20 protein-coding genes are annotated in these 20,429 nt (G+C 68.2%); 5 read left to right on the top strand and 15 right to left on the bottom strand.

The features are described 5' to 3' along the window. Positions 1–186 precede the first annotated feature (186 nt). Positions 187–2,655 (top strand): DEAD/DEAH box helicase, encoded by a 2,469-nt coding sequence (locus tag NL112_RS05000; protein WP_255151531.1) that lies wholly within the window; start codon positions 187–189, stop codon positions 2,653–2,655. Here NL112_RS05000 and NL112_RS04995 read toward each other — a convergent pair. Beyond that, positions 2,652–3,323, bottom strand: a complete 672-nt coding sequence (locus NL112_RS04995) for an Sjogren's syndrome/scleroderma autoantigen 1 family protein (RefSeq protein ID WP_255151530.1) — start codon at positions 3,321–3,323, stop codon at positions 2,652–2,654. The genes NL112_RS05000 and NL112_RS04995 overlap by 4 nt on opposite strands. Positions 3,324–3,406: 83 nt before the next feature. Here NL112_RS04995 and NL112_RS04990 point away from each other — a divergent pair, with 83 nt between their 5' ends. Together NL112_RS04990 and NL112_RS04985 are read left to right on the top strand one after the other, a co-directional pair. Further along, complete coding sequence (locus NL112_RS04990; RefSeq protein ID WP_255151529.1) at positions 3,407–3,889, top strand: cation:proton antiporter regulatory subunit; 483 nt, start codon at positions 3,407–3,409, stop codon at positions 3,887–3,889. Then, entirely contained in the window at positions 3,889–5,055 is a 1,167-nt protein-coding gene (locus NL112_RS04985) for a cation:proton antiporter (RefSeq protein ID WP_255151528.1), read from the top strand. The genes NL112_RS04990 and NL112_RS04985 overlap by 1 nt, the downstream gene beginning before the upstream one ends. Here NL112_RS04985 and NL112_RS04980 read toward each other — a convergent pair whose 3' ends face one another. From NL112_RS04980 to NL112_RS04930, 11 genes are all read right to left on the bottom strand, one after another. Beyond that, positions 5,056–5,616 carry a dolichol kinase gene (locus tag NL112_RS04980; protein WP_255151527.1) on the bottom strand — a complete coding sequence of 187 codons (561 nt, stop codon included), beginning with the start codon at positions 5,614–5,616 and terminating at the stop codon, positions 5,056–5,058. Position 5,617: 1 nt separating this feature from the next. After that, a complete protein-coding gene (glyS, locus tag NL112_RS04975; protein ID WP_255151526.1) occupies positions 5,618–7,411 on the bottom strand; it encodes a glycine--tRNA ligase in 1,794 nt (597 codons plus the stop codon). After that, positions 7,408–8,256 (bottom strand): CBS domain-containing protein, encoded by an 849-nt coding sequence (locus NL112_RS04970; RefSeq protein WP_255151525.1) that lies wholly within the window; start codon positions 8,254–8,256, stop codon positions 7,408–7,410. The genes glyS and NL112_RS04970 overlap by 4 nt, the downstream gene beginning before the upstream one ends. A 156-nt stretch (positions 8,257–8,412) precedes the next feature. After that, the gene (locus tag NL112_RS04965; protein WP_255151524.1) at positions 8,413–8,925 is read right to left on the bottom strand and encodes a hypothetical protein; all 513 of its coding nucleotides are present in this window, start codon (positions 8,923–8,925) and stop codon (positions 8,413–8,415) included. A gap of 148 nt (positions 8,926–9,073) precedes the next feature. Continuing rightward, positions 9,074–9,646 (bottom strand): DUF7529 family protein, encoded by a 573-nt coding sequence (locus NL112_RS04960; RefSeq protein WP_255151523.1) that lies wholly within the window; start codon positions 9,644–9,646, stop codon positions 9,074–9,076. Positions 9,647–9,694: 48 nt separating this feature from the next. Further along, positions 9,695–10,150 (bottom strand): DUF7555 family protein, encoded by a 456-nt coding sequence (locus NL112_RS04955; protein ID WP_255151522.1) that lies wholly within the window; start codon positions 10,148–10,150, stop codon positions 9,695–9,697. Next, on the bottom strand, positions 10,150–11,700 hold the full coding sequence (locus NL112_RS04950) for an ABC transporter ATP-binding protein (protein WP_255151521.1): 1,551 nt from the start codon (positions 11,698–11,700) through the stop codon (positions 10,150–10,152). Before NL112_RS04950 ends, NL112_RS04955 begins: the two co-directional genes overlap by 1 nt. Further along, positions 11,697–12,791, bottom strand: coding sequence for an ABC transporter ATP-binding protein (locus NL112_RS04945; protein WP_255151520.1), 1,095 nt, complete (start codon positions 12,789–12,791; stop codon positions 11,697–11,699). Before NL112_RS04945 ends, NL112_RS04950 begins: the two co-directional genes overlap by 4 nt. After that, positions 12,788–14,296: an ABC transporter permease gene (locus NL112_RS04940; RefSeq protein ID WP_255151519.1), complete on the bottom strand. Its 1,509-nt coding sequence runs from the start codon at positions 14,294–14,296 to the stop codon at positions 12,788–12,790. The genes NL112_RS04945 and NL112_RS04940 overlap by 4 nt, the downstream gene beginning before the upstream one ends. 2 nt (positions 14,297–14,298) lie before the next feature. Further along, the gene (locus NL112_RS04935) at positions 14,299–15,399 is read right to left on the bottom strand and encodes an ABC transporter permease (protein ID WP_255151518.1); all 1,101 of its coding nucleotides are present in this window, start codon (positions 15,397–15,399) and stop codon (positions 14,299–14,301) included. A gap of 155 nt (positions 15,400–15,554) precedes the next feature. Then, positions 15,555–17,408: an ABC transporter substrate-binding protein gene (locus NL112_RS04930; RefSeq protein ID WP_255151517.1), complete on the bottom strand. Its 1,854-nt coding sequence runs from the start codon at positions 17,406–17,408 to the stop codon at positions 15,555–15,557. 300 nt (positions 17,409–17,708) lie between these two features. On the opposite strand from NL112_RS04930, the gene NL112_RS04925 reads away from it, so the two are divergent. After that, entirely contained in the window at positions 17,709–17,867 is a 159-nt protein-coding gene (locus NL112_RS04925; RefSeq protein WP_255151516.1) for a DUF7556 family protein, read from the top strand. 10 nt (positions 17,868–17,877) lie between these two features. Here NL112_RS04925 and NL112_RS04920 read toward each other — a convergent pair whose 3' ends face one another. Continuing rightward, positions 17,878–18,183 (bottom strand): AbrB/MazE/SpoVT family DNA-binding domain-containing protein, encoded by a 306-nt coding sequence (locus NL112_RS04920; RefSeq protein WP_255151515.1) that lies wholly within the window; start codon positions 18,181–18,183, stop codon positions 17,878–17,880. A gap of 131 nt (positions 18,184–18,314) precedes the next feature. Between NL112_RS04920 and NL112_RS04915 the strand changes: the two genes are divergently transcribed. Further along, positions 18,315–18,800, top strand: a complete 486-nt coding sequence (locus NL112_RS04915) for a MaoC family dehydratase (protein ID WP_255151514.1) — start codon at positions 18,315–18,317, stop codon at positions 18,798–18,800. On the opposite strand, the gene NL112_RS04910 is transcribed toward NL112_RS04915, so the two are convergent. Both NL112_RS04910 and NL112_RS04905 read right to left on the bottom strand, forming a co-directional pair. After that, the gene (locus NL112_RS04910; RefSeq protein WP_255151513.1) at positions 18,797–20,059 is read right to left on the bottom strand and encodes an oxidoreductase; all 1,263 of its coding nucleotides are present in this window, start codon (positions 20,057–20,059) and stop codon (positions 18,797–18,799) included. The genes NL112_RS04915 and NL112_RS04910 overlap by 4 nt on opposite strands. A 37-nt stretch (positions 20,060–20,096) precedes the next feature. After that, positions 20,097–20,414 (bottom strand): DUF5789 family protein, encoded by a 318-nt coding sequence (locus tag NL112_RS04905; protein WP_255151512.1) that lies wholly within the window; start codon positions 20,412–20,414, stop codon positions 20,097–20,099. Positions 20,415–20,429 lie beyond the last annotated feature (15 nt).

Raw genomic sequence — 20,429 nt, 5'->3', positions numbered from 1 at the left:
CGTCGCGTGGCCCGGATTGGGACATGACTCCGCTCGAATGGGGCGTCGCCGGCGCGGCGTTCCTCGTCGTGGGCGGTCTCGCCACCTCGCTGGCGTCGCGGTGGTTCGACGCCGACCTTCCCTGGTAGCTCCAGTTTCACTCCGCCACGCGAACCCTTATCCGGGACAGCGGGATACACACGGGTAATGGCGGCCCCCGACGCGGTCGAGCACGTCGACGGTCCCCTGCTCACGGAGGGGTTTTTGGAGCGCCGCGACTACCAGACGACGCTCGCCGACACCGCGAAACGGGCCCACACGCTGGTCTGTCTGCCCACCGGCCTCGGGAAGACGACCGTCTCCCTGCTCGTTACGGCTCACCGCCTCGCGGAGTACGGCGGGAAGGCGCTGATGCTCGCGCCCACCAAGCCGCTCGTCCAGCAGCACGCCGAGTTCTACCGCGAGGCGCTCGAGATTCCCGACGACGAAATCGTCGTGTTCACCGGCGACGTGCGCCCGGACGACCGCGCCGACCTCTGGCAGTCGGCGCGGGTCGTGCTGGCGACGCCCCAGGTCGTCGAGAACGACCTCGTCGGCAACCGCGTGTCGCTCGCGGCGGTCACGCACGTCACCTTCGACGAGTGCCACCGCGCCACCGGCGAGTACGCGTACAACTACATCGCCGACCGCTACCACCAGGACGCCGACCGCCCGCTCGTCACGGGGATGTCGGCGTCGCCGGGCGGCGACAAGGCGGAGATTCTGACCGTCTGTGAGAACCTCGGTCTGACGGAGGTGGAGGTGATGACCGAGGACGACGCCGACGTCGAGGAACACACCTACCGGACGGAGGTGGACTGGCAACACGTCCAGTTGCCCGACGAGGTGCTGGAGATTCGGGACGCGTTGAACGAGGTCATCACCGAGCGGCTGGAGAAACTGAAGGAGCTCGGGGTGACGAACTCGACGGACCCGAACATGAGCCAGGGGACGCTGAACAAGATGCGGGCCCAGCTCCAGCGGCTGATGAACAACGACCAGTCGGAGGGGTACCAGGGGATGAGCGCCCACGCCGAGGTGATGAAGCTCCGGCGCGCGACCGAACTCGTCGAGACGCAGTCGGTCGAGTCCCTGCGGCGGTACTTCGAGCGCCAGCGCCAGCAGGCCCGCTCGTCGGGCGCGTCGAAAGCCTCCCAGCGGTTCGTCTCCGAACCGAAGGTGAAGGAGGCGATGCGGCTCGCCGAGGAGTTCGACGACCTCCACCCCAAGTTCCGCAAGACGCGCATCCTGCTGGCGGAGACGCTCGGCCTGCAGGGCGGGAGCCGCGCCATCGTGTTCACCGAGTCGCGCGACACCGCCGAGACGCTGACCGAGTTCCTGGGCGAGCATTTCGACGCCCAGCGGTTCGTCGGCCAGGGCGACAAGGAGGGCTCCGACGGGATGACCCAGACCCAGCAGAAGGAGACGCTCGACGAGTTCCGCGCCGGCGAGTTCGAGGTGCTCGTCTCCACGTCCGTCGCCGAGGAAGGGCTGGACGTACCCGACGTGGACCTCGTGCTGTTCTACGAGCCGGTGCCGAAGGGCATCCGCTCCATCCAGCGGAAGGGCCGCACCGGCCGCGCGAGCGAGGGGAAGGTGGTCGTGCTCATCGCGGACGACACCCGCGACGAGGCGTTCTTCTGGATGTCGCGCAACGAGGAGAAGAAGATGGAAGAGGAGTTGCGGAAGCTGAAGGGGCTCGCGGGGGAGGTGGAGGCGCAACTCGGCCAGGAGTCGCTGGCGGCGTTCAGCGACCCGGGCGTCCGTGCGGAGGAACGACGGGACAGCGACGACGCGGACGAGACGGGGTCGTCCGCGGACGACGACGCCGAACCGACCGCGGCCGCCAACGGCGGCCAGTCGGGGCTGGACTCGTTCGCCCCCGACGACGACACCGGAGACGAGGTGGACGACGGAGCGCCCGACCCGGCGGCCGAAGACGACGAACGCGACGACGCCGTCGTCGCCAGCGCCGGCACCGACGAGGCGGGCGTCGAAATCGTCGCCGACCAGCGGGAACTCGACTCGACGATCGCGCGTGACCTCTCGACGCGGGACGGCCTCACGACGCGGCTGGAGACGCTCGACGTGGGTGACTACGTGCTCTCCGACCGGGTAGTCATCGAGCGCAAGAGCGTCGCGGACTTCCTCGACACCCTGCTGGGCGAGGACCGATCGATGTTCGAGCAGGTGAAAGACGCCACCCGCAACTACGCGCGGCCGGTCGTCCTCATCGAGGGCGGCGACCTCTACGGCGAGCGGAACGTCCACCCGAACGCCATCCGCGGCGCGCTGTCGTCGCTGGCGGTCGACTTCGGCGTCAGCGTCCTGTTCACCGACGACGAGGCCGACACCGCGGACCTGCTCGAGGTCATCGCCCGCCGCGAACAGGAAGAGGACGACCGCGAGGTGCGCGTCCACGGGAAGAAGTCACAGCGCACGCTCGACGAACAGCAGGAGTACGTCGTCTCCAGCGTCGGCGAGGTGGGGCCGGTGACGGCGCGGGCACTGCTGGAACAGTTCGGGAGCGTCGAGGCCGTGATGACCGCCGACGAGGCGGACCTGATGGAGGTCGAAGGGGTCGGCGAGGTGACGGCCGCCCGCATCCGGGAGGTCGTCGGGAGCCAGTACCGCTAGCGGACCCGCTCGGCCGCCTCGAGCGCCTCCGCGGCTTCCTTGGCGGCGGCGAGGTACTCCCGCTTCCGCGAGAGGTCGTCGGTCGCCTCCGCCTGCCTCGACAGCGCCGCGAGGCTCCGCGCCAGCGACGCGCGCGCGGTCGCGAGGTCGTTGCCGTCGGCGGCGTCGGCCACCGCCGCGGGGTCGGGCCGGCGCGCGTCCGGTTCGGGGTCGGGGACGGTCGCGGGGTCGGCGGTCGCTTCGTGGCCCGCGCCCTCCGGCGGGTGTTCCACCTCGACGCCCTGCTCCGGCTCCGGTTCGGGGTGCTGGTCCGGTCCGGCGGCCGCGTTCGCCGCGGCCTCGGTTGGCTCCTGCGGTTCCTGGTGGTTGTCCTGCTCGACCTGCTGTCGCTGTTCGGCCTGCTGTCGCTGTTCGGCCTGCTGTCGCTGTTCGGCCTGGTCCGTCTGTGCGGCCTCGTCCGCGCCGCCGGGGCCGTGACACGACGGGCAGAACTCCTGGCCCTCGTGGCGGAAGATGGGGTCGCCACAGGCGTCGCAGTGCTTGTTGGTCATCGTCGCGCCCTTGAGCAGGAGTTCGGACATCCGCTCGGAGGCCTGTCGCTTCTGTTTGTCGCGCTCGAACTGCTCGCGCAGTTTCTCGCGCTCGGCTTCCCGGTCGAAGTCGCTCATGTCCGGGGGGAGGGCACGGCGGCGCAAAAGGACTGCGACGCCGCGACGCGAACGTTGTAGTGGTCGCGCGACCAGTTCAGGGTATGACCGTCTACGAGACCGACGTGCCCGGCGTCGGCCGGAAGTTCGAACTCGACGTGGGCGACGGCGCCCGCGCGGTGGTGTTGCTCCACCACGACGGCCGCGTCGAACTGTTCCGCCGTGACTCGCCCGAGGCCGACTCCGAGAAACTGTTCGACCTGACGAACCGGCAGGCGAACCGCCTCGGCTCCATCCTCGAGGGGGCGTACTTCGAGAGCGTCGACCTCGACGACGTGTCGGTGCCGCTGGGCGACGCCATCATCGAGTGGACCGAGGTACCCGACGATTCCCCGCTCGCGGGGAGGACGCTCGCCGCCGCGAACGTCCGCGGGGAGACCGGCGCGTCGGTCATCGCAATCCAGCGCGGCGACGAGACGGAGCCGAACCCCGGCCCGCAGACGGCGCTGGAGGCGGGCGACGTGCTGGTCGCGCTCGGCACCCGCGAGGAGCAGTCGGCGCTCGCGGCGCTCGTCCGCGGGGACTGATGGCCGCCCTGCTCGTCGAGGCGGGCGTCGTCCTCGGTGTCATCGCCGTCGGCGGCGCCGTCGCGGCGCGGCTCGACCAGTCGGTCATCCCCGCGTACATCCTCGTCGGCCTGCTGGTCGGCCCGTTCTCGCCGGTCGAGGCGCTGTCGGTCGTCGAGAGCCGCGAGTTCATCGACCTGCTGTCGGAGCTAGGGGTCGTCCTCCTGCTGTTCTTCATCGGTCTGGAGTTCAACGTCGGCCGCCTCGTCGACAGCGGCGACCGGATGTTGCGGGCCGGCGGCGTCGACTTCCTCGTCAACTTCACCGCCGGCGGCCTGCTCGCGCTCGCGCTCGGGTTCGGCCCGCTCGGGGCGCTCCTCCTGGCGGGCGTCACCTACATCTCCTCGTCGGCGGTCGTCACCAAGACGCTCGTCGATTTGGGCTGGATAGCCGACCCCGAGAGCGAGGCCATCCTCGGCGTCCTCGTGTTCGAGGACGTGCTCATCGCCGTCTACCTCGCCGTCGTCGCCGCCCTGCTCGGCGGGGGCGGCACCGCCACCGTCCTCCGGTCGCTGGCTATCGCCGGCGGAGTCATCGCCGGCCTGTTGGTGCTGGCGACCGTCGGAACCCCCCTGCTCGACCGCCTGTTCGAGACCGACTCGGACGAACTGTTCGTCCTCCGGGTACTCGCGCTCGCGGTGCTGGTCGGTGGGGTCGCGCTGGCGGTCGGCGTCAGCGAGGCCGTCGCCGCCTTCTTCCTCGGGACGGCGTTCGCCGGCACGGACCACGTCGAGCGCATCGAGCGCGTGCTCGTCTCCGAGCGGGACATCTACGCCGCGGTGTTCTTCTTCGCCATCGGCCTCAAGACCGACCCCGCCACCGTCGCGGGCGTCGTCGGCCCCGTGTTCGTACTGGCGGTCGTCACCGCGGTCACGAAGTTCGCCAGCGGCTACGCGGGGGGTCGCGCCTACGGGCTGTCGGGTCGCCGCTCCGTCCGGACCGGGCTGGGACTGGTCGCCCGCGGCGAGTTCTCGCTGGTCATCGCGGCGCTGGCACTCTCCGCTGGCCTTCCGGAGGTGGCGTCGGTCGCCGTCGGCTACGTGTTGGTGATGAGCGTCCTCGGGACGGTGCTGATGCGCTACTCCGGGCCGGTCGAGCGACTGGTCGCGCGGGCGTCCACGGCGTGATTACACCAGCAGGCCGACGGTGATGGCCGCCGCCGCCGCGGGCGGGATAGTGAGGTTGTCGTCGACGACGTAGCCGGCGACGACGGGCTTGACGCCGTCCGCGAGCGTCGCGGCCAGTCCCCCGAAAATCGCCGGCACCGACCCCACGAACGGGAGCGCGACGAGCGTCGCCAGCCCGAACGTCGCCAGCAGGACGAACGTCCGTTTGACCCGCCGGAGTTCCCCCGACCCGAGCAGGCCCGCGGCGGGGTCGACGAACGCGAGCATCAGACACCCCGGCACGGCCGCGTCGGGCCGGAACAGCCACAGGGTCGCCGTCATCGACAGCACGTACAGCGCGTACGCCGCGGGGTTCGACTGCTCGTACTCGCGGGTGAGCCGGTCGAAAATCGAGAGGTCGAGCGTCCCCGACAGCCGCAGGGCTTCGAGCGCGAGCGCGACGGCCGAGCCAGCGAGAAACAGGTACCGCAACTGCCCATACGAGAGGAGGTCGACGGCCCACGCCAGCGGCACGACGCCGCCGGAGGCGTGGACGAGTCGGCGCTCGACCTCCGCGTCCATGCTACACGCGGTGGACGTCCCCGCGGTCGAGAAGCGCGTCGAACGTCGCGTCGCCGGCCTGCAGGTCCGCGAGCAGTTCCGGCAGGTCGGCGGCCGGGACCCGAGCCTGCTCGGTCGAGTCGCGGTCCCGCAGGGTTACCGTTTCGGCGTCGTAGTCGTCGCGTTCCAGCGTCTCGTGGTCGACGGTGACGCAGAACGGCGTGCCGACCTCGTCCTGCCGGCGGTAGCGGCGGCCGATGGAGCCGCTGTCGTCGTAGTCGACCTCGAACCCCGCCTCGCGCAGGCGCTCGCGGACCGACTCGGCCCGCTCCACCAGCGGGTCGTCGTTCGAGACGAGCGGCGCGACGCAGACGAACGTGGGCGCGAGTTCGGTGGGCACCTGGAGGTACGACCGCCGTTCGCCGTCTACCTCGTCCTCGCCGTAGGCGTGAGTGAGGACGGTGTAGACGAGACGGCCGACGCCGAAGGAGGGTTCGACGACGTGGGGCGTGATATGCTCGCCCGCTTCCGTCTCCTCCTCGACGGCGAAGTTCGCCACATCGGTGTCGACGCCGTACTCCTCACCGTCGACCGTCACCTGGACGGTGTCGGCCTCGAACGCCTCGGGGTCACGCTCCGCGAGCAGTTGCAGTTCCTCGCGGATGTCGCCCGCCACGTCGCCGTACTCCGGACCGAGCACCGACATGTCGGGGTCGACGGTCGGCCGCTCGACGGTCTTCGGCTCGTCGTACTGCTTGAACAGCGTGAAGTCGCCGTCGCTGTGGGCGGCGTGCTTCGAGAGGTCGTAGTCGGAGCGGTAGGCGAACCCCGTAATCTCGACCCAGTCCCCGCCGAGTTCGGCCTCGGCGTCCCAGCAGTCGACCGCGTAGTGGGCCCGCTCGCCCGAGAGATGCTGGCGGTAGCGGAATCGGTCCATGTCGACGCCGACCCGCTCGTACCAGCCCTTCGCCAGCCCGAGGTAGAAGGCGACCCACTCGCTACCGACGACGTCCTCGTCGAGCGCCTCCCGCACGGTCAGGTACTCGATGCCGCCCTCGCCGTTCTGGTTCTCCGCGGAGTAGAGGGGGAGTTCCACGTCCGCGACCCGCTCGATGGGCGGTTCGTCCTCCTCGGGGTCGATGAAGTGTTCCAACTCGGCCTGCGTGAACTCCCGGACCCGGACGAGGGCGCGCCGCGGCGATATCTCGTTGCGGTAGGCGTTGCCCACCTGCGCGACGCCGAACGGCAGTTGGCCGCGGGCGTACTCCTTCAGGCGGGGGAACTCCACGAAGATGCCCTGTGCGGTCTCCGGGCGGAGGTAGCCCGGTTGCGAGGAGCCGGGACCGATGTTCGTCTCGAACATCAGGTTGAACTCCTCGACGGGTTCGCCCGCGAGGTCCGCGCCGCAGGTCGGACACGTCAGCCCGAGGTCCGCTATCATCTCCTGGACCTCCTCTATCGGTATGGCCTCGGCGTCCTCGACGTCGGAGTTGTCCTCGACGAGGTGGTCCGCGCGGTGGGACTCGCCACACTCGGGGCACTCGAGTATCATGTCGTCGAAGCCGTCGAGGTGGCCCGACGCCTCGAACACGGGTTCGGGCATCACGTCCGGCGCCGACACCTCCATGTGGCCCTCGCGGGTGACGAACCGGTCGCGCCACGCGTCCTCGAGGTTGCGCTTCAGCGCCGCACCCTCGGGACCGTAGGTGTAGAACCCGGAGACGCCGCCGTACGCGCCCGACGACTGGAAGAAGAAGCCGCGGCGCTTGGCGAGCTCCGCGACCGCTTCCAGTTCCGTGTTCTCGCCCTCGCTCATAGCGCCTCCAGCAGGTCCGTGTCCCGCAGGATGCCGACGAGTTCGTCGCCGTTCACCAGCGGAATCTGCTCGATGTCCTCCGATATCATCAGCTGTGCGGCCTCGACGACGCCGCTGGACCCGGAGACGGTGACCAGTCCCTCGGTCATGAACGACGAGACGGGTTCCGCAGGGAGTTCGACGTTCCGGGTCGGCAGATAGCGGGAGCCGACGGCCTTGATGCCCTCCCACTTCCAGTCGTCGTCCTCGTCGGCGATGGCGTCGCCGGTGGACTCCTCGCCTTCGACGATGCGGGCGACGTCGAGGATGTCCACCTCGGTCACCATCCCCTCGGGGGCGCCCTCGCCGTCGAGGACGACGCCGTACGCCTCGTCGGCGTAGGCGAGTTCCCGCTCCGCGACGGTCAGCGGCGTGTCGCGGTAGACGCAGTTGACCGCGTGCTTCGCCAGCGGCTCCACGTCGCTGTCGGCGTCGACGTCGCCGTTGGCGATGGCCCGCACCACGTCGGTGATGGTGATGATGCCGACGAGCGAGCCGTCGTCGACGACGGGGACGCGCCGCTGGCCGGCGGACCCGATGACCTGTGCCACGTCGCGGAGGTCCGCCGTCGAGGAGACCGACTCGACCTCCTCCGCGAGTAGCGCCAGTTGGTCCTCGTTCGGCTCCTCGATGAGATGTTCCCGCGAGACGAGTCCGCGGAACTGCTCGCCGTCCTCGCCGTCCTTCACCACGGGGATGGAGGAGAACTCGTTGTCCTGCAGTCGGTCGAGCACGTCCTCACGCGTACCCGGTACCGTCGCCGTCACGAGTTCCTCGCGCGGCGTCATGGCGTCAGCGACCTTCATACCCCATTTCACCCGTTCCCGGTACTAAGTCCTTGCACTTGGAGCGCGTGGTGCGACCGGCGGGAGCGCCACGTTGTCGCGAGCGGTGTCGGGCGGCGCTCCGTAGTGTCACTTCGGCGGCGTCGGTGCGAGAAAGCGTCGGGTCGGAGGACCGGACTACAGCGGGAGGCTCGGCGGACTCGGACTGTCCTCGGGCGGGAGGCGGACGGTGCGCTCCTGCCCGTTCGCCTCGACGGTGACGACGAGGCCGTCGGTGCTACCTTCGACGGTCACGTCGACGTTCCGGTCGGCGGCCGTCGTCGCGGGGCTCGGTGGACTCGGCGCGCCCTCCGGCGGGAGACGGATGGTTCGCTCCTGACCGTTGGCGGCGACCGTGACGACGAGGCCGTCGGTGCTACCTTCGACGGTCACGTCGACGTTCCGGTCGGCGCTGGTCGACGCCAGCGGGAGCCCCGGAAGACTCGGCGGGCTCGGGCTGTCGGACGGCGGGAGACTGATGGACTGCGTCTGGTTGTTCGCGGTGACGGTCACCGTCGCGCCGTCCGAGTCACCCTCGACGACGACGCCGGCGTCGCCGTCGGCCGCCGCGGCCGGCCCGGCGAACATCGACAGCGCGACCGTCAGCGCGACGAACAACGATACGAGCGTTCGTGTGTTTCCGCGTAGCATACGTCACGTTCCTACACCGGTTATGGGTTGGAATTTACTCCGGTAGATACCGGTTATTTATAACTACTGGGCGTTTCGAGCGGTGAGTCGTGAGTGGTGACTCGCGGGTGGGAACCACGTGGGGGTCGAGAACTGGCGTCCGTGGCCGTTACGCGTCGTCGTCCGCGAGGGCGTCGTAGTCGGCGGAGAAGTAGGCCTCGTACTCCTCGAAGCGGGGGAAGAACTTCTCCGGGGCGTCGTGCTCGAACGAGCCGTGGACGGTGCCGTCCAGCGTCTGGACGTGGCTGTACATCGCCTCCTCACTGCGGGCTTTGTTGACCAGCGGCGTCGCGTCGTGGAGCCGCAGGTTCCAGGCGATGAGGATGGCGGTCCGGCTGTCGGGGTCCGTCAGCAGGGTGACGCCGAACAGTTCGCCGCTGGCCTCCTGGCGGAACACGTCGTACTCGGGGAACTCGCCGGTCTCGAACGCTTCCTCGAACCCGTCGACGTAGTTGTCGGGGATGACGTGGACCAGCCCCCAGCGGTCGGGGTCACCGGCCTCCGGATGCTCGGGAGCGGTGTCGCCGGCGGCCACGTAGAAGGCGTCCCAGCCGTCCTCTTCCATGTCGGCGGCCATCGCCTTCATGTCCTCGATGGTCTCCTCCCACGCGTTCTTCAGGACGTCGGCGTTCGCCGCGATGCGCTCGGCGTAGTCGACCTCCTCGTCTCCGGTTTCGACCATTTGCCGGTGTTGGGGCGTCCGCGGGGTTGTATCTGTCGGTGCGGCGACTCACAGCCCCACGATGAACAGCCGCTCCAGCAGGAACGAGGCGAGGAGCATCACGCCGCTGGCGACGAGTAGGCGCCCGCCGCCCGAGAGCCGCTCGCCCTCCCCCGGGTCGTACCGGCCAAGCGGCGGCAGGTCCGCCACCTGCTCGGCGAATCCGCCGTCGGTCGAGGCGCCGGTGTTCGACATCGACAGCGTGAGCCGCGAGTTCTCCTTGTACGGTGCGTCGGGCCGCAGTTTCAGCGCACCCAGCGCCATCGCGGCGAACCCGCCGAAGAACAGCACGTACTGGACCGACAGCACGGGGTTGACCCCCGACAGCGAGTCGGCGCCGACGCCGACGAGCGCGAACAGGTACGGCGCAGCCGTCGCCACCGCCGCGACGGTGAGCGTGAGCGCGACCCCGTACTGGAGGCCGTCGAGCGCCCGCAACGCCCAGCGCGGCGGCCGCCCCGCCATCAGGAGTCGAACACGTCGGCGAACATCGCCCCCGGCTGGTCGTGGCCGCCCTCGTGGCGGTGACACAGCGAGATGCGGCCGGCGTCGCTCACCTCGTGGTGGTCGGGTCGCTCCGCGTCACACTGGCTCCCGAACTCGTCGAGGAGATACTCCAGCGCCTCGTTCTCGTCGTTGTTGGCGACGAGTTCCTCGGCGTGGTCGACGTGCTGGCGGATGTCGCTTGGCACGTCGACGTCGGCGAACACCTCCTCGTTTATCTCGGTGATGTCCGAGAAGCGCGTCTCCATCCCGAGCATCTCCTTGGCAATCTCCCGTAGCGACCGGTCGGCGGTGGCCCGCTCGCGGATGACTTCCTGGAGGACGGTCAGCGCCTCCCAGAGGTCGTCGTCCATGTCGCGGTACGCCTCCGGCCGGATCTTCGCCGGACACCGCGTGGTGAACGGACAGCCGGTCGGCGGGTCACGCGGACTCGGCGGCGTCCCGCGTAGCGTGATGCGGTTCTTCTCGTCCGTCGGGTCCGGGTCCGGAATCGCGGACAGAAGCGACAGCGTGTACGGGTTCGCGGGGTCCTCGAACAGCTCCTCGGTCGGTCCCAGTTCCATGACGTTGCCGAGATACATCACGGCCACGCGGTCGCAGATGTGCCGCACCACCGAGAGGTCGTGTGCGATGAACAGGTACGTCAGTCCGAACTCGTTCTGAAGGTCCTCCAGAAGGTTCAGTATCTTCGCCTGCACCGACACGTCCAGCGCGGACACCGGCTCGTCGAGCACGACGAACTCCGGTTCCAGCGCGAGCGAGCGGGCGATGCCGACCCGCTGGCGCTGGCCGCCGGAGAACTGGTGGGGGTAGCGGTAGTAGTGCTCCTCGCGAAGGCCGACCGTCTCCAGCAGGTCACGGACGTGCTGGCGGCGCATCCGGCCCTTCGATTTGTTCACCCCGATGTCGACGGTGGTGCCACCACCCGCGTCGACCGACACGTCGAGGTCGCCCGTCGACAGCGGCACGCCGTCGCGGATCGACAGTTCGTAGCCGTCGCCCTCCAGCCGAAGCGTCATGTCGATGTCGCGGCCGTCGGCGTCGGCGCCGGCCTCCTGTACGTCGCCGGTGACCGTAGCGTCGCCGCCCTCGACGCGGACCGCGAGGTTCGGCCAGCCGTGGACGTCGAGCGGCTCGCGGATGATTTCGCCGACCGTCATCCGGTCGTTGAGCGACGATTCGGGGTCCTGGAACACGATTTGGGCGTTCCGGCGCCACTCCTTCAGGTCCGACCCCGAGAGGGTGGTGATGTCCTCGCCGTCGAACAGCACCTCGCCGTCGGTGGCGTCCTCGAGCTGGACGAGTGTCCGGCCCAGCGTGGTCTTCCCACAGCCGGACTCGCCGACCAGCCCCAGCGTCTCGCCGCGACGGATGTCGAAGTCGACGCCGTCGACGGCCTTCACCGGGTTGTCGTTGATCAGTCCACCCTCCTCGTAGTACGTCTTGAGGCCGTTCACTTCGACGAGGAGGTCCTCGTCGCTCGCGGCCTCGCGCTGTATCTGCTGGCTCATTCACTACCCTCCGTCGGATCGGTCAACTGCGACGTGGCGTCGCGTGCACGGTGCGTCTCCACGGCGTCTTCGCGGCTCATCTCGTCGGGGTACAGCAGGCAGGCGGCGGTGTGGTCGTCCGCCTCCTCACCCACGCTCACGTTGACGGGATGGACCGCATCGCAGGCGTCGAACGCCTCCGGACACCGCGGCGCGAACCGGCAGTACTCCGCCGGCTCGTTCGGCGTCGGCACGTCGCCCTCGATGGTTCGGAGCCGGTCCTCGCCCGGATGCCGGCCGGGAATGGACTGGAGTAGCCCCTGCGTGTACGGATGCTTGGGGTTGTCGAACAGCTCCTCGACGGGCGCCTTCTCTATCATCTCGCCCGCGTACATCACGTTCACGCGGTCGGAAATCTCCGCGATGACACCCATGTCGTGGGTGATGAACATGATGGAGAGCCCGCGCTCCTCCTGGAGGTCCTGGAGCAACTCGAGAATCTGTGCCTGGATGGTGACGTCGAGCGCCGTCGTCGGCTCGTCACAGATGAGCAGTTCCGGGTCGCAGGCCAGCGCCATGGCGATGACCGCCCGCTGGCGCATCCCACCGGAGAACTGGTGGGGGTACTCGGTGACGCGCCGCTGGGCGTCCGGGATGGACACCGCCTCCAGCAGTTCGACTGCGCGGTCGGTGGCGTCCTTCCCGGTCAGCCCCTGGTGGAGCCGCAGGGCCTCCTTTATCTGGTTCCCGACCGTGTAGACGGGGTTGAGGGAGGTGAGCGGGTCCTGGAATATCATGGCGATGCCCGAACCCCGGAGCTGGCGGTAGTCGCGCTCCGCCTTGCCGACCAGCTGTTCGCCCTTGAACTCGATGGAGGAGCCGTCGAGGATGCGGCCGGGGGTGTCGACCAGCCCCATGATGGAGCGGGCCGTCACCGACTTCCCGGAACCGGACTCGCCGACGATGCCGACGGTCTCGCCCTCGCGGATGTCGAAGGAGATGCCGTCGACCGCGCGGATGACCTCCTTGTCGGTGAAGAACGCCGTCTGCAGGTTCTCGACCTGCAACACGGGCTGTTCGTCGGTCTCGCGTTCGGGCGCTTCCATGCTCATCCGCCACCACCCCCGGCGGCGGCGACCTCGCTACCGGCTTCGCCGCCCTCGGACTGCGGGTCGATGGCGTCGCGGATGCCGTCGCCCATCGCGTTGAATGCGGTGACGACCAGCACGATGAGGATGCCGGGGATGAAGCTGATGTGCCACGACTGGGTGGCGACGTACCCCTGGCCCATGTCGATGGCGCGGCCCCACTCGGGGGTGGGGGCGTTGACCCCCAGCCCCAGGAACGACAGCGCCGACGTGCCGATGATGATGCCGCCGATGGTCATCGACCCGTAGATGAGCAGGTAGCCGACGATGTACGGGAGCATGTGCTTGCGCATCGTCGCGCTCGCGCGCTGTCCGTACGAGCGGGCCGCGTCGACCCACTCCTGTTCGGACACCTGGAACGCCGGGCCACGCACCGACCGCCACAGGAACGGCCAGCCCGTGAACCCGAATATCAACGCGATTAGCAACCCCCCGTTGTAGATGTTCGACAGCCAGTGGTTGGAGAACACCACCGACACGAGGATGAGCAACAGCAACTGCGGAATCGTCATGATGGAGTCACCCGCCACGACCACCGCGAGGTCCACGAGGCCCTTGTAGTAGGCCGTCAGCAGGCCGAACGCGGTAGCGAAGAAGCCGCTGATGCCGATAGCCGTCAGCCCGATGAACAGCGAGGTGCGTGACCCCGCCGCCATGAAGGTAAAGAGGTCCTTCCCTGGTGTGGGCAACGTCCCGAACGGATGGAACCGCGAGTACTGGTCGTACTGCCACGGGCCGGTGTTCTGGCCGCCGGCGCCGTTCGAGGCGGCCGCGAGGTTCGCCGACCCGACGGATATCTCCTGGACCTCCCCCACGTCCTCGTTGAAGTACGTGACCTGGTGCTCGTAGGGGCTACGGATGTTCTGCTCGACGGTGGTCGGCCCGAGCGCCGGCGCGAAGATGGCCAGCGTCAGGAACATGAACACGATGACGAAGCCGAACTGGCCCCAGCGGTGGCGGCGCAGTCGGTTGACCACGTCGTCACGCGGCGTCCAGTCGGCGTAGCGGTAGTGCTCCCGGAACACGAAGTAGCCCCGGAGCATCCAGTAGGCGAACGCGAACGAGTACGCGAAGATGAGCACGACCCGGATGAGCCAGGCGTACTTCGGCGAGAGGTCGAGGAAGGTGCCCTCCCACGGCCCGTTGAACACGTAGTTCGTGTCGCCGGTCTGCGTCTCGATGAGCCGGTCGACGCCGTTGACGTCGTACCCCTGGTTGGGGATGACGTCACGGGACAGCAGCGTCGGAATCTGCTCGGCGAAGGCGACGAACCCGGAGAGGTCGAAGCTGAGACCCGGGATGGCGCTGACGAGTGCCCGTGCGACCTCGCCGACGAACTGGAACATCGCGCCCGCCTCCAGCACGAACAGCACGGCGAACCCGGCGAACCATATCAGCGCGGGCCGCGGGTTCTCGGCGATTCGTTGTCGGAGCGGTACTTCCTCGGTGTCGTCTGATACTCTACTCATTGTCAGTCTTCGTACCCCACACGCGGGTCGATGAGCGTGTACAGCAGGTCCTGGATGATGTTCAGCGACAGCGTCAGCAGGATGAAGATGAAGATGAGCCCGCCCGCAAGCGGGAGGTCACCCGAGGTGACGCTGTCGAAGAACAGCTTGCCGATGCCGTTGATGCCGAAGACGCTCTCGACGAGGACGCTCCCGCCGATGAGCAGGAACGCCTCGCCCGTGATGATGGGGACCAGCGGGATGAGCGCGTTCCGGAACACGTGCTTCCAGACGATGGTCCGGGGGCCGAGCCCCTTCGCCTTCGCCGTCTCCACGTAGTTGGAGTTGATGGTCTCCAGCACTGCGGTCCGGCCGATACGCATCTCGTTGCCCATCGACGAGGAACCCAACACGAGCGCCGCCGGGAGGATGTACTTGATGGCGGCAAACAGGTTCATCAGCGACGCTTGGAGCGCGCTCACGGAGACCCCGTTCTCCAGCGGCTGGTAGATGGTGTTCAGGTCGGGAGCGCCGATGACGCCCGGCGTCTGCACGAGGAACCCTTCCCACGCGAAGCCGAACAGGTTCTCCGACTGCGTGAGCACGCCCGACAGGATGACGGCCAGCCAGAAGTTCGGCATGGCACGCCAGACGATGCCGCCGAACGACGCCGAGTAGTCCGACAGCGTGTTCGGGTTCAGCCCGGCGTAGAAGCCGAGCGGGATGCCGATGAACAGCGCCACCAGCACCGACCAGAAGCCGAGCCAGATGGTCTTGGGTGCTCGGGAGGCCATCACCTCGTACACCGACGTGGACGGACTGATGACCCACGACGTGCCCAAATCGAGGGTGAACAGGTCCGTGATGAAGTCGACGTACTGCTGCCAGAGCGGCACCGAGACGTAACACGGCGGTTCGGCGCATGCCGACGCCGGACCGACCTTCTCGATGCCGATGGAGGTGGCGATTTCGTGGTACTGTTGCGGGTCGGGGCTCTGCCCGAGAATCGCGTACACGGGGTCGATAGGGCCCGCCCGAATGATTAGGAAAGTGATGGAGGTCGAGAACACCAGGATGGGTATCGCGAGGAGTACCCGCCGGACGAAGTAGCTCCACCGGCTCACAGGTGCTCACCTCCCTGTGTGTCGAGGTCACTCATTATTAATACGGCTACTGCTTGATTGCTGTTTACGGCAATTATCTCTTTCGTTCTCTCGCCCCCCGCTCGTTCGTGGCGGCGGTGCGAAAAATATGGGTCTCGACCGTATGAGGCGGCCGATTAGTTGTTGGTCGGCGCGTCGGCGTCCTTCCAGGTGCGGTGGTGCATCATGCGGCTGGGGCCCATCGCGCCGTGCAGCGGGATGTGCGTCCAGTCGTAGTGCATCGGCTCACCGACGCCGTGGAAGGTGTTGACGAGGATGACGTCCTCCCAGTTGGCCTCCTCCATGGTGACGTACGCCTCGTTGCGCGTCTCCTGGGCCGACTCGGTCGGCTGACGGTTGTTGAGAACCGTCTCGAACGCCTCCTTGGCGTTGGTCTTGGCCTGACTGTCGACGTCGTCCCAGTTCGTGTACGTCAGCGGGCCCGACGAGGACGTGTCCGTCCGCGGCGGGTAGATGAGCTGGAGGAAGTTGTCCGGCGCGGGCCAGTCGGCGATCCACCCGAGGGTGTACGCCTCGAGGTTGCCGTTCCGGCCGCGCTGGAGGAGCGTCGAGAACTCCGCCTGCTCGATGCTCATCTGGATGTGGGCGGCGCCGAGCCGGTCGCGGAGAATCTGGGCCATCTGGTTCCAGGTGTCGCTCACGTAGTGCGTGAACGTCATCTCGAACTGGTTGTCCGGCCCGTAGCCGGCGTCCTCCATGACCTGCTTCGCCTGGTCCAGCTGGACCTGGTTGTAGCCGTAGGGGTAGCTGCTCTCGGCGTGCTCGGTGTACGCGTTACCGCCGCCGGGGTAGATGAGCGGCGGAGTCAGGTGGTAGCCGGGGGCGACGCGGCCCTTGAACACCTGGTTGGCGAACTCCTGCTGGTTCGTCGCGTACGCGACCGCCTGCCGAACCGGCTTCGGCACGTTCTGGGTGTTGAACGCGAAGTAGTACGTCGACACCTCGGGCACGCGGGCGTACGAGACGGTCTCGCCGTTCTGGAGCGGGCCGTAGGTACCGATCTTCCGGCCGATGTCGTCCGTGCGCTCGATGGTGACCTTCCCCGGGTCGTACTTCGAGGTCGGGATGCCGAACTTGTCGGCGTTCTTGTTCTGGACGTACTGGTAGGAGGCGTTCGGGTCCTCGATGACCGCCCAGTGGACGGAGTCGAGGTACGCCGGCTCCATGTGGTAGTCGTCGTACCGGGTGACGCGAGCGCCCTCGCCCTGGTTCCAGACGTCGAACGTGAACGGCCCCGCGCCGATGGGGTTCGACGTGGCGAACTCCTGATACTCCATCTCGCCGTCGTACCCCTGGATGTCGCCGACGATGCCCTCCGGCAGCGCGGCGAAGGAGGTGTACGCCAGCATCGACAGCGTCGACGCGAACGCCTGCTCGAGGTTGATCTCGAGGGTGCTGTCGTCGACCGCGTTGATGGCGAGCGTGCCGGACTCGTAGGTCCCCTCCTCGGTCGTCTCGTGCTGGACGCCCATCGAGTCGAGGATGAAGTACGCCCGGTTCGAGTTGTCGGAGGCGGCGAGCCGCTCCCACGAGTAGACGAAGTCGGACGCAGTAACGCTGTCACCGTTGTGGAACGTCGCGTCCTTGAGGGTGAACGTGTACGTCGTGAAGTCGTCGTTCGTCTCGTAGGAGTCGGCGAGCTGCTTTACGACCCCCGTCTGACCGTTCGGGTAGTTCATCAGGGCGTCGAACACCTGCTGGATGACCCGCCCGGAGGCCGTGTCCGTGGCCTTGATGGGGTCGAACGTCGTGATCGTGGAGTTGATCAGCTCCAGCTGGCCGCCCTTGTTTATCTCGCTTTCCGTCTCGGTCGCGGTGGGGGACTCCTCCATGTCACCGCCGTCGTCCTCGGTGGGGGACGGGGTCGGAGTTCCGTCACCGCCGGTACATCCTGCGAGCGCCGCGGCACCTGCCGCACCACCGGTCGCCTGCAGGAAGCGACGTCGTGAAACGCTGTTACTGTCTGTCATTCCGGGTTGCCGTATTTACCGGATGTGGTTAAAGTTACCGTTGTCACTCCGCCACATCCCTCGGAGTCTCTGTTTTCCGCACTGTTCCCCGCCTTTGTCTTGCATACGTCCACGGTGCCCTTTCGATTTCTGACGAAAATATCTGCCGGTGGGTGAAAACGAGATTTCAGTAACTGTGAGGATAATTAACAAGGAACGTCGCCGTCTGGCGGTATGCTCCACCTGTCAGGTGCGTCCACCCACCCGAATCGGCCTGTCAATTCGTCACGTTTATATACTTCATGTTAACTATCCACATGCATGGCACCGGACTCCGCTGTCACCGGAAGCGCGGTCGGGCATGGTGAGGTCATGGCATCCGTCGACGACGGGTGTTTCCTCATCGCTGACGTCTCTCGGGACGACGCGTGGCTCTCGATATCCCGAGCGGACGCCCCGACGCTCGACGCCTACCGGTAGCGGAGAAGGGTCAGTCGTCGTCGCGGTTCCGCTTCACCGGGATGACGACCGTCTGGACGATGTCCCCCTCCTCGATGTCGAGCGCCTCGCGCTCCGCGTCGGGGATGGAGATGCGGCCGCCGCTCTGGACGCGGGTCTTGAACGTCGCCATCTGGCTCATCGCGCCGAGCTGGCCGCCCAGCGACCCCATGGCGTTCGTACCGGAGCCGAGCATCCCCTGAAGGAGCTGCTGTTGCTGCTCGGTCGCCTGTTCGGTCGCCTGCTGGAACGCCCGGAGCGGGTTCGGCCACGCCGGCGTGTCGTTCTCGTCGCTCATGCCCTGAGAGAGCAGTCGTCGGCAGTTAAGCGTTGTGATGAGAACCATCGAACACCATTCACTGGCAATCAGTGACTACAAGCTCCGCCGAATCGGCACGCTTTTAGCGTGCCGGCTGAAACCAGCGTCACATGGGTTCACACACGACAGGGGACGACGACCCCGACCGTCCCGAACCGGGCGGTGCCCTCCCCGGGTGGGAGGTCGACCTCGACGCCGGCGACCCGCTGGAGGTCGGTGACTCGGTCAGGTTCTCGAAGACGCTGACCGAGGCCGACGTCGAGCGGTTCGCGCTCGCGTCGGGCGACACCAACCCCATCCACCTCGACGCCGACTGGGCCGAGGAGACCCGCTTCGAGGGCCGCATCGTCCACGGGACGCTCGTGGCGGGGGTCGTTTCGGCCGCGCTCGCCCGCCTGCCGGGCGGCGTCATCTACCTCTCTCAGGACCTAGAGTTCCAGGCGCCGGTCCGGCTGGGCGACCGCGTCACCGCCACCGTCGAGGTGGTCGAGGACGTCGGCGGCGGCCGCTACCGGCTCCGAACCACCGTCGCCGGCGAGGAGAACGTCGCCATCGACGGCGAGGCCGTCGTCCTCATCGACGACCTCCCCGACTAATCGTACTCCCCGTCCCGCTCCAGACGGGCGCGTTCCCGGACCACGTCAGGCGTTCGACACCGTCCCTCGGCACCCGTCACCTGCGGCACCGTGCAGTTGTTACAGGACCGACACAGCGCCCGCTCGCCGCCGTCGAGCAGGCGCTTCCCGAGGCGGGGTTCCGCGTAGAACGGCCGGGCCATCCCGACGAGGGCACACGCCTCGCCGAGCAGGCGGTCGCAGTGGTCCCGCTCCCGGATGCCGCCCTCACAGAGCACCGGCACCTCGACCCGCTCGCGGACCTGTCGGCAGAGGCCGGCGTTCCAGCCCGGCTCTCGCGTGAACCGGCGTGCCTGCCACCGGTTGAGCGCGGCGACGACTCGCCACCACCCGCCCCACGCCTCGCGGTACCCCTCCCGGAGGCCGTCGTCTGCCCACGCCCGCGTGGGGTAGGCCCCCCTGACGATGCTCGTGTCCCAGAACGTCGACACCTCGACCGGGACGAGGGCGTCGTAGCCGTAGTCGGCCAGTCGCTCGCAGGCGTCGACCGCGTCGTCCCGCGAGAGCCGGCGGCGAACCCACGGCGGGGCGGCCGTCTCGGCGGGCACCTTCGTCAGAAGCGGCACGTCTCCCGCGTGGGCGCGGACGGCGTCGTGTATCCGTTCGAGAAAGCGAACCCCGTCGGCGTACTCGTCGTCGCGTCGGTTGAACTGCGGCGAGAGGAACTGCTGGACGATACCCATGTTCGCGCCCGAGAGGTGGATACCGTCGTAGCCCGCGTCGACGGCCTGGCCCGCGGCGCGCCCGAACTGCTCGGCGAGGTCGGCCACCTCGTCGGTCGACAGCACCTCGGCGTCGAGGTCGAGCAGGCCGACTGCGTCGAGCGCCCGCACCGTCGCCGGGGGGCGCGAGACGGCTAGCTGTCGGCCGTCGTACCCCCGGTGCCACAGCGACCGGCTCCGCAGGCCGCCGTGGGCCAACTGGAGGAATATCCGGCCGCCGTGGTCGTGGACCGCGCCGGTGAGCCGCGACAGTTCCGCGACGAACGCGGGGTCGGCCACGCGGGTCATGTTCGGGACGGCACAGCCCCCCTCGGCCGTGACGACGCTCGCGCCCTGAAACAGGAGGCCGACGCCCGACGCCGCCGCGGGTTCCAGTTCCGAGACGAGGCGGTCGACGGCCCCCTCGCCGGTGCCGGCACACTCCAGCAGGGGCGCACGGTAGAGGCGGTTGGGGACCCGGACCCCACCGACGGTCACCGGGTCGTCCAGCGCGACCATACCTCCTGTTTCCCGTCGGGAAGCAAGAGCTTCCGGGCTACTCGCGGACGTCGTCGGTGAACGCCTCGTCGTACTCCTCGGCGCGTTCGAGTTCGTCGGTCAGCGCGTCGCGGGCCGCCGCCGGCGAGTCGAACTCGTCGTACTCGTCGGCCAGCCGGTCCAGCGCGTCCGCCAGCGTCTCAGTCTCGTTGACGAGGTCCGACTCGGAGCTCCGGTACTGGGCGACGAGGTCGTCGCTGTTGGCGGGGTAGGCCCCCTCCAGGTCGGCCTGGGCTGATTCGAGGACGTGTTCGACCTGTTCGGCTCGCTTCCGTTGCCGCTCGCGGGCGCTCTCCTGTGGGTCGCGGTCGCTCATCGGTGGCCTCGAACT

The sequence above is a fragment of the Halorarius halobius genome (assembly GCF_024298865.1).
Lineage (GTDB): Archaea > Halobacteriota > Halobacteria > Halobacteriales > Haloarculaceae > Halorarius > Halorarius halobius.
This window is presented reverse-complemented; position numbering and strand designations above follow the sequence as displayed.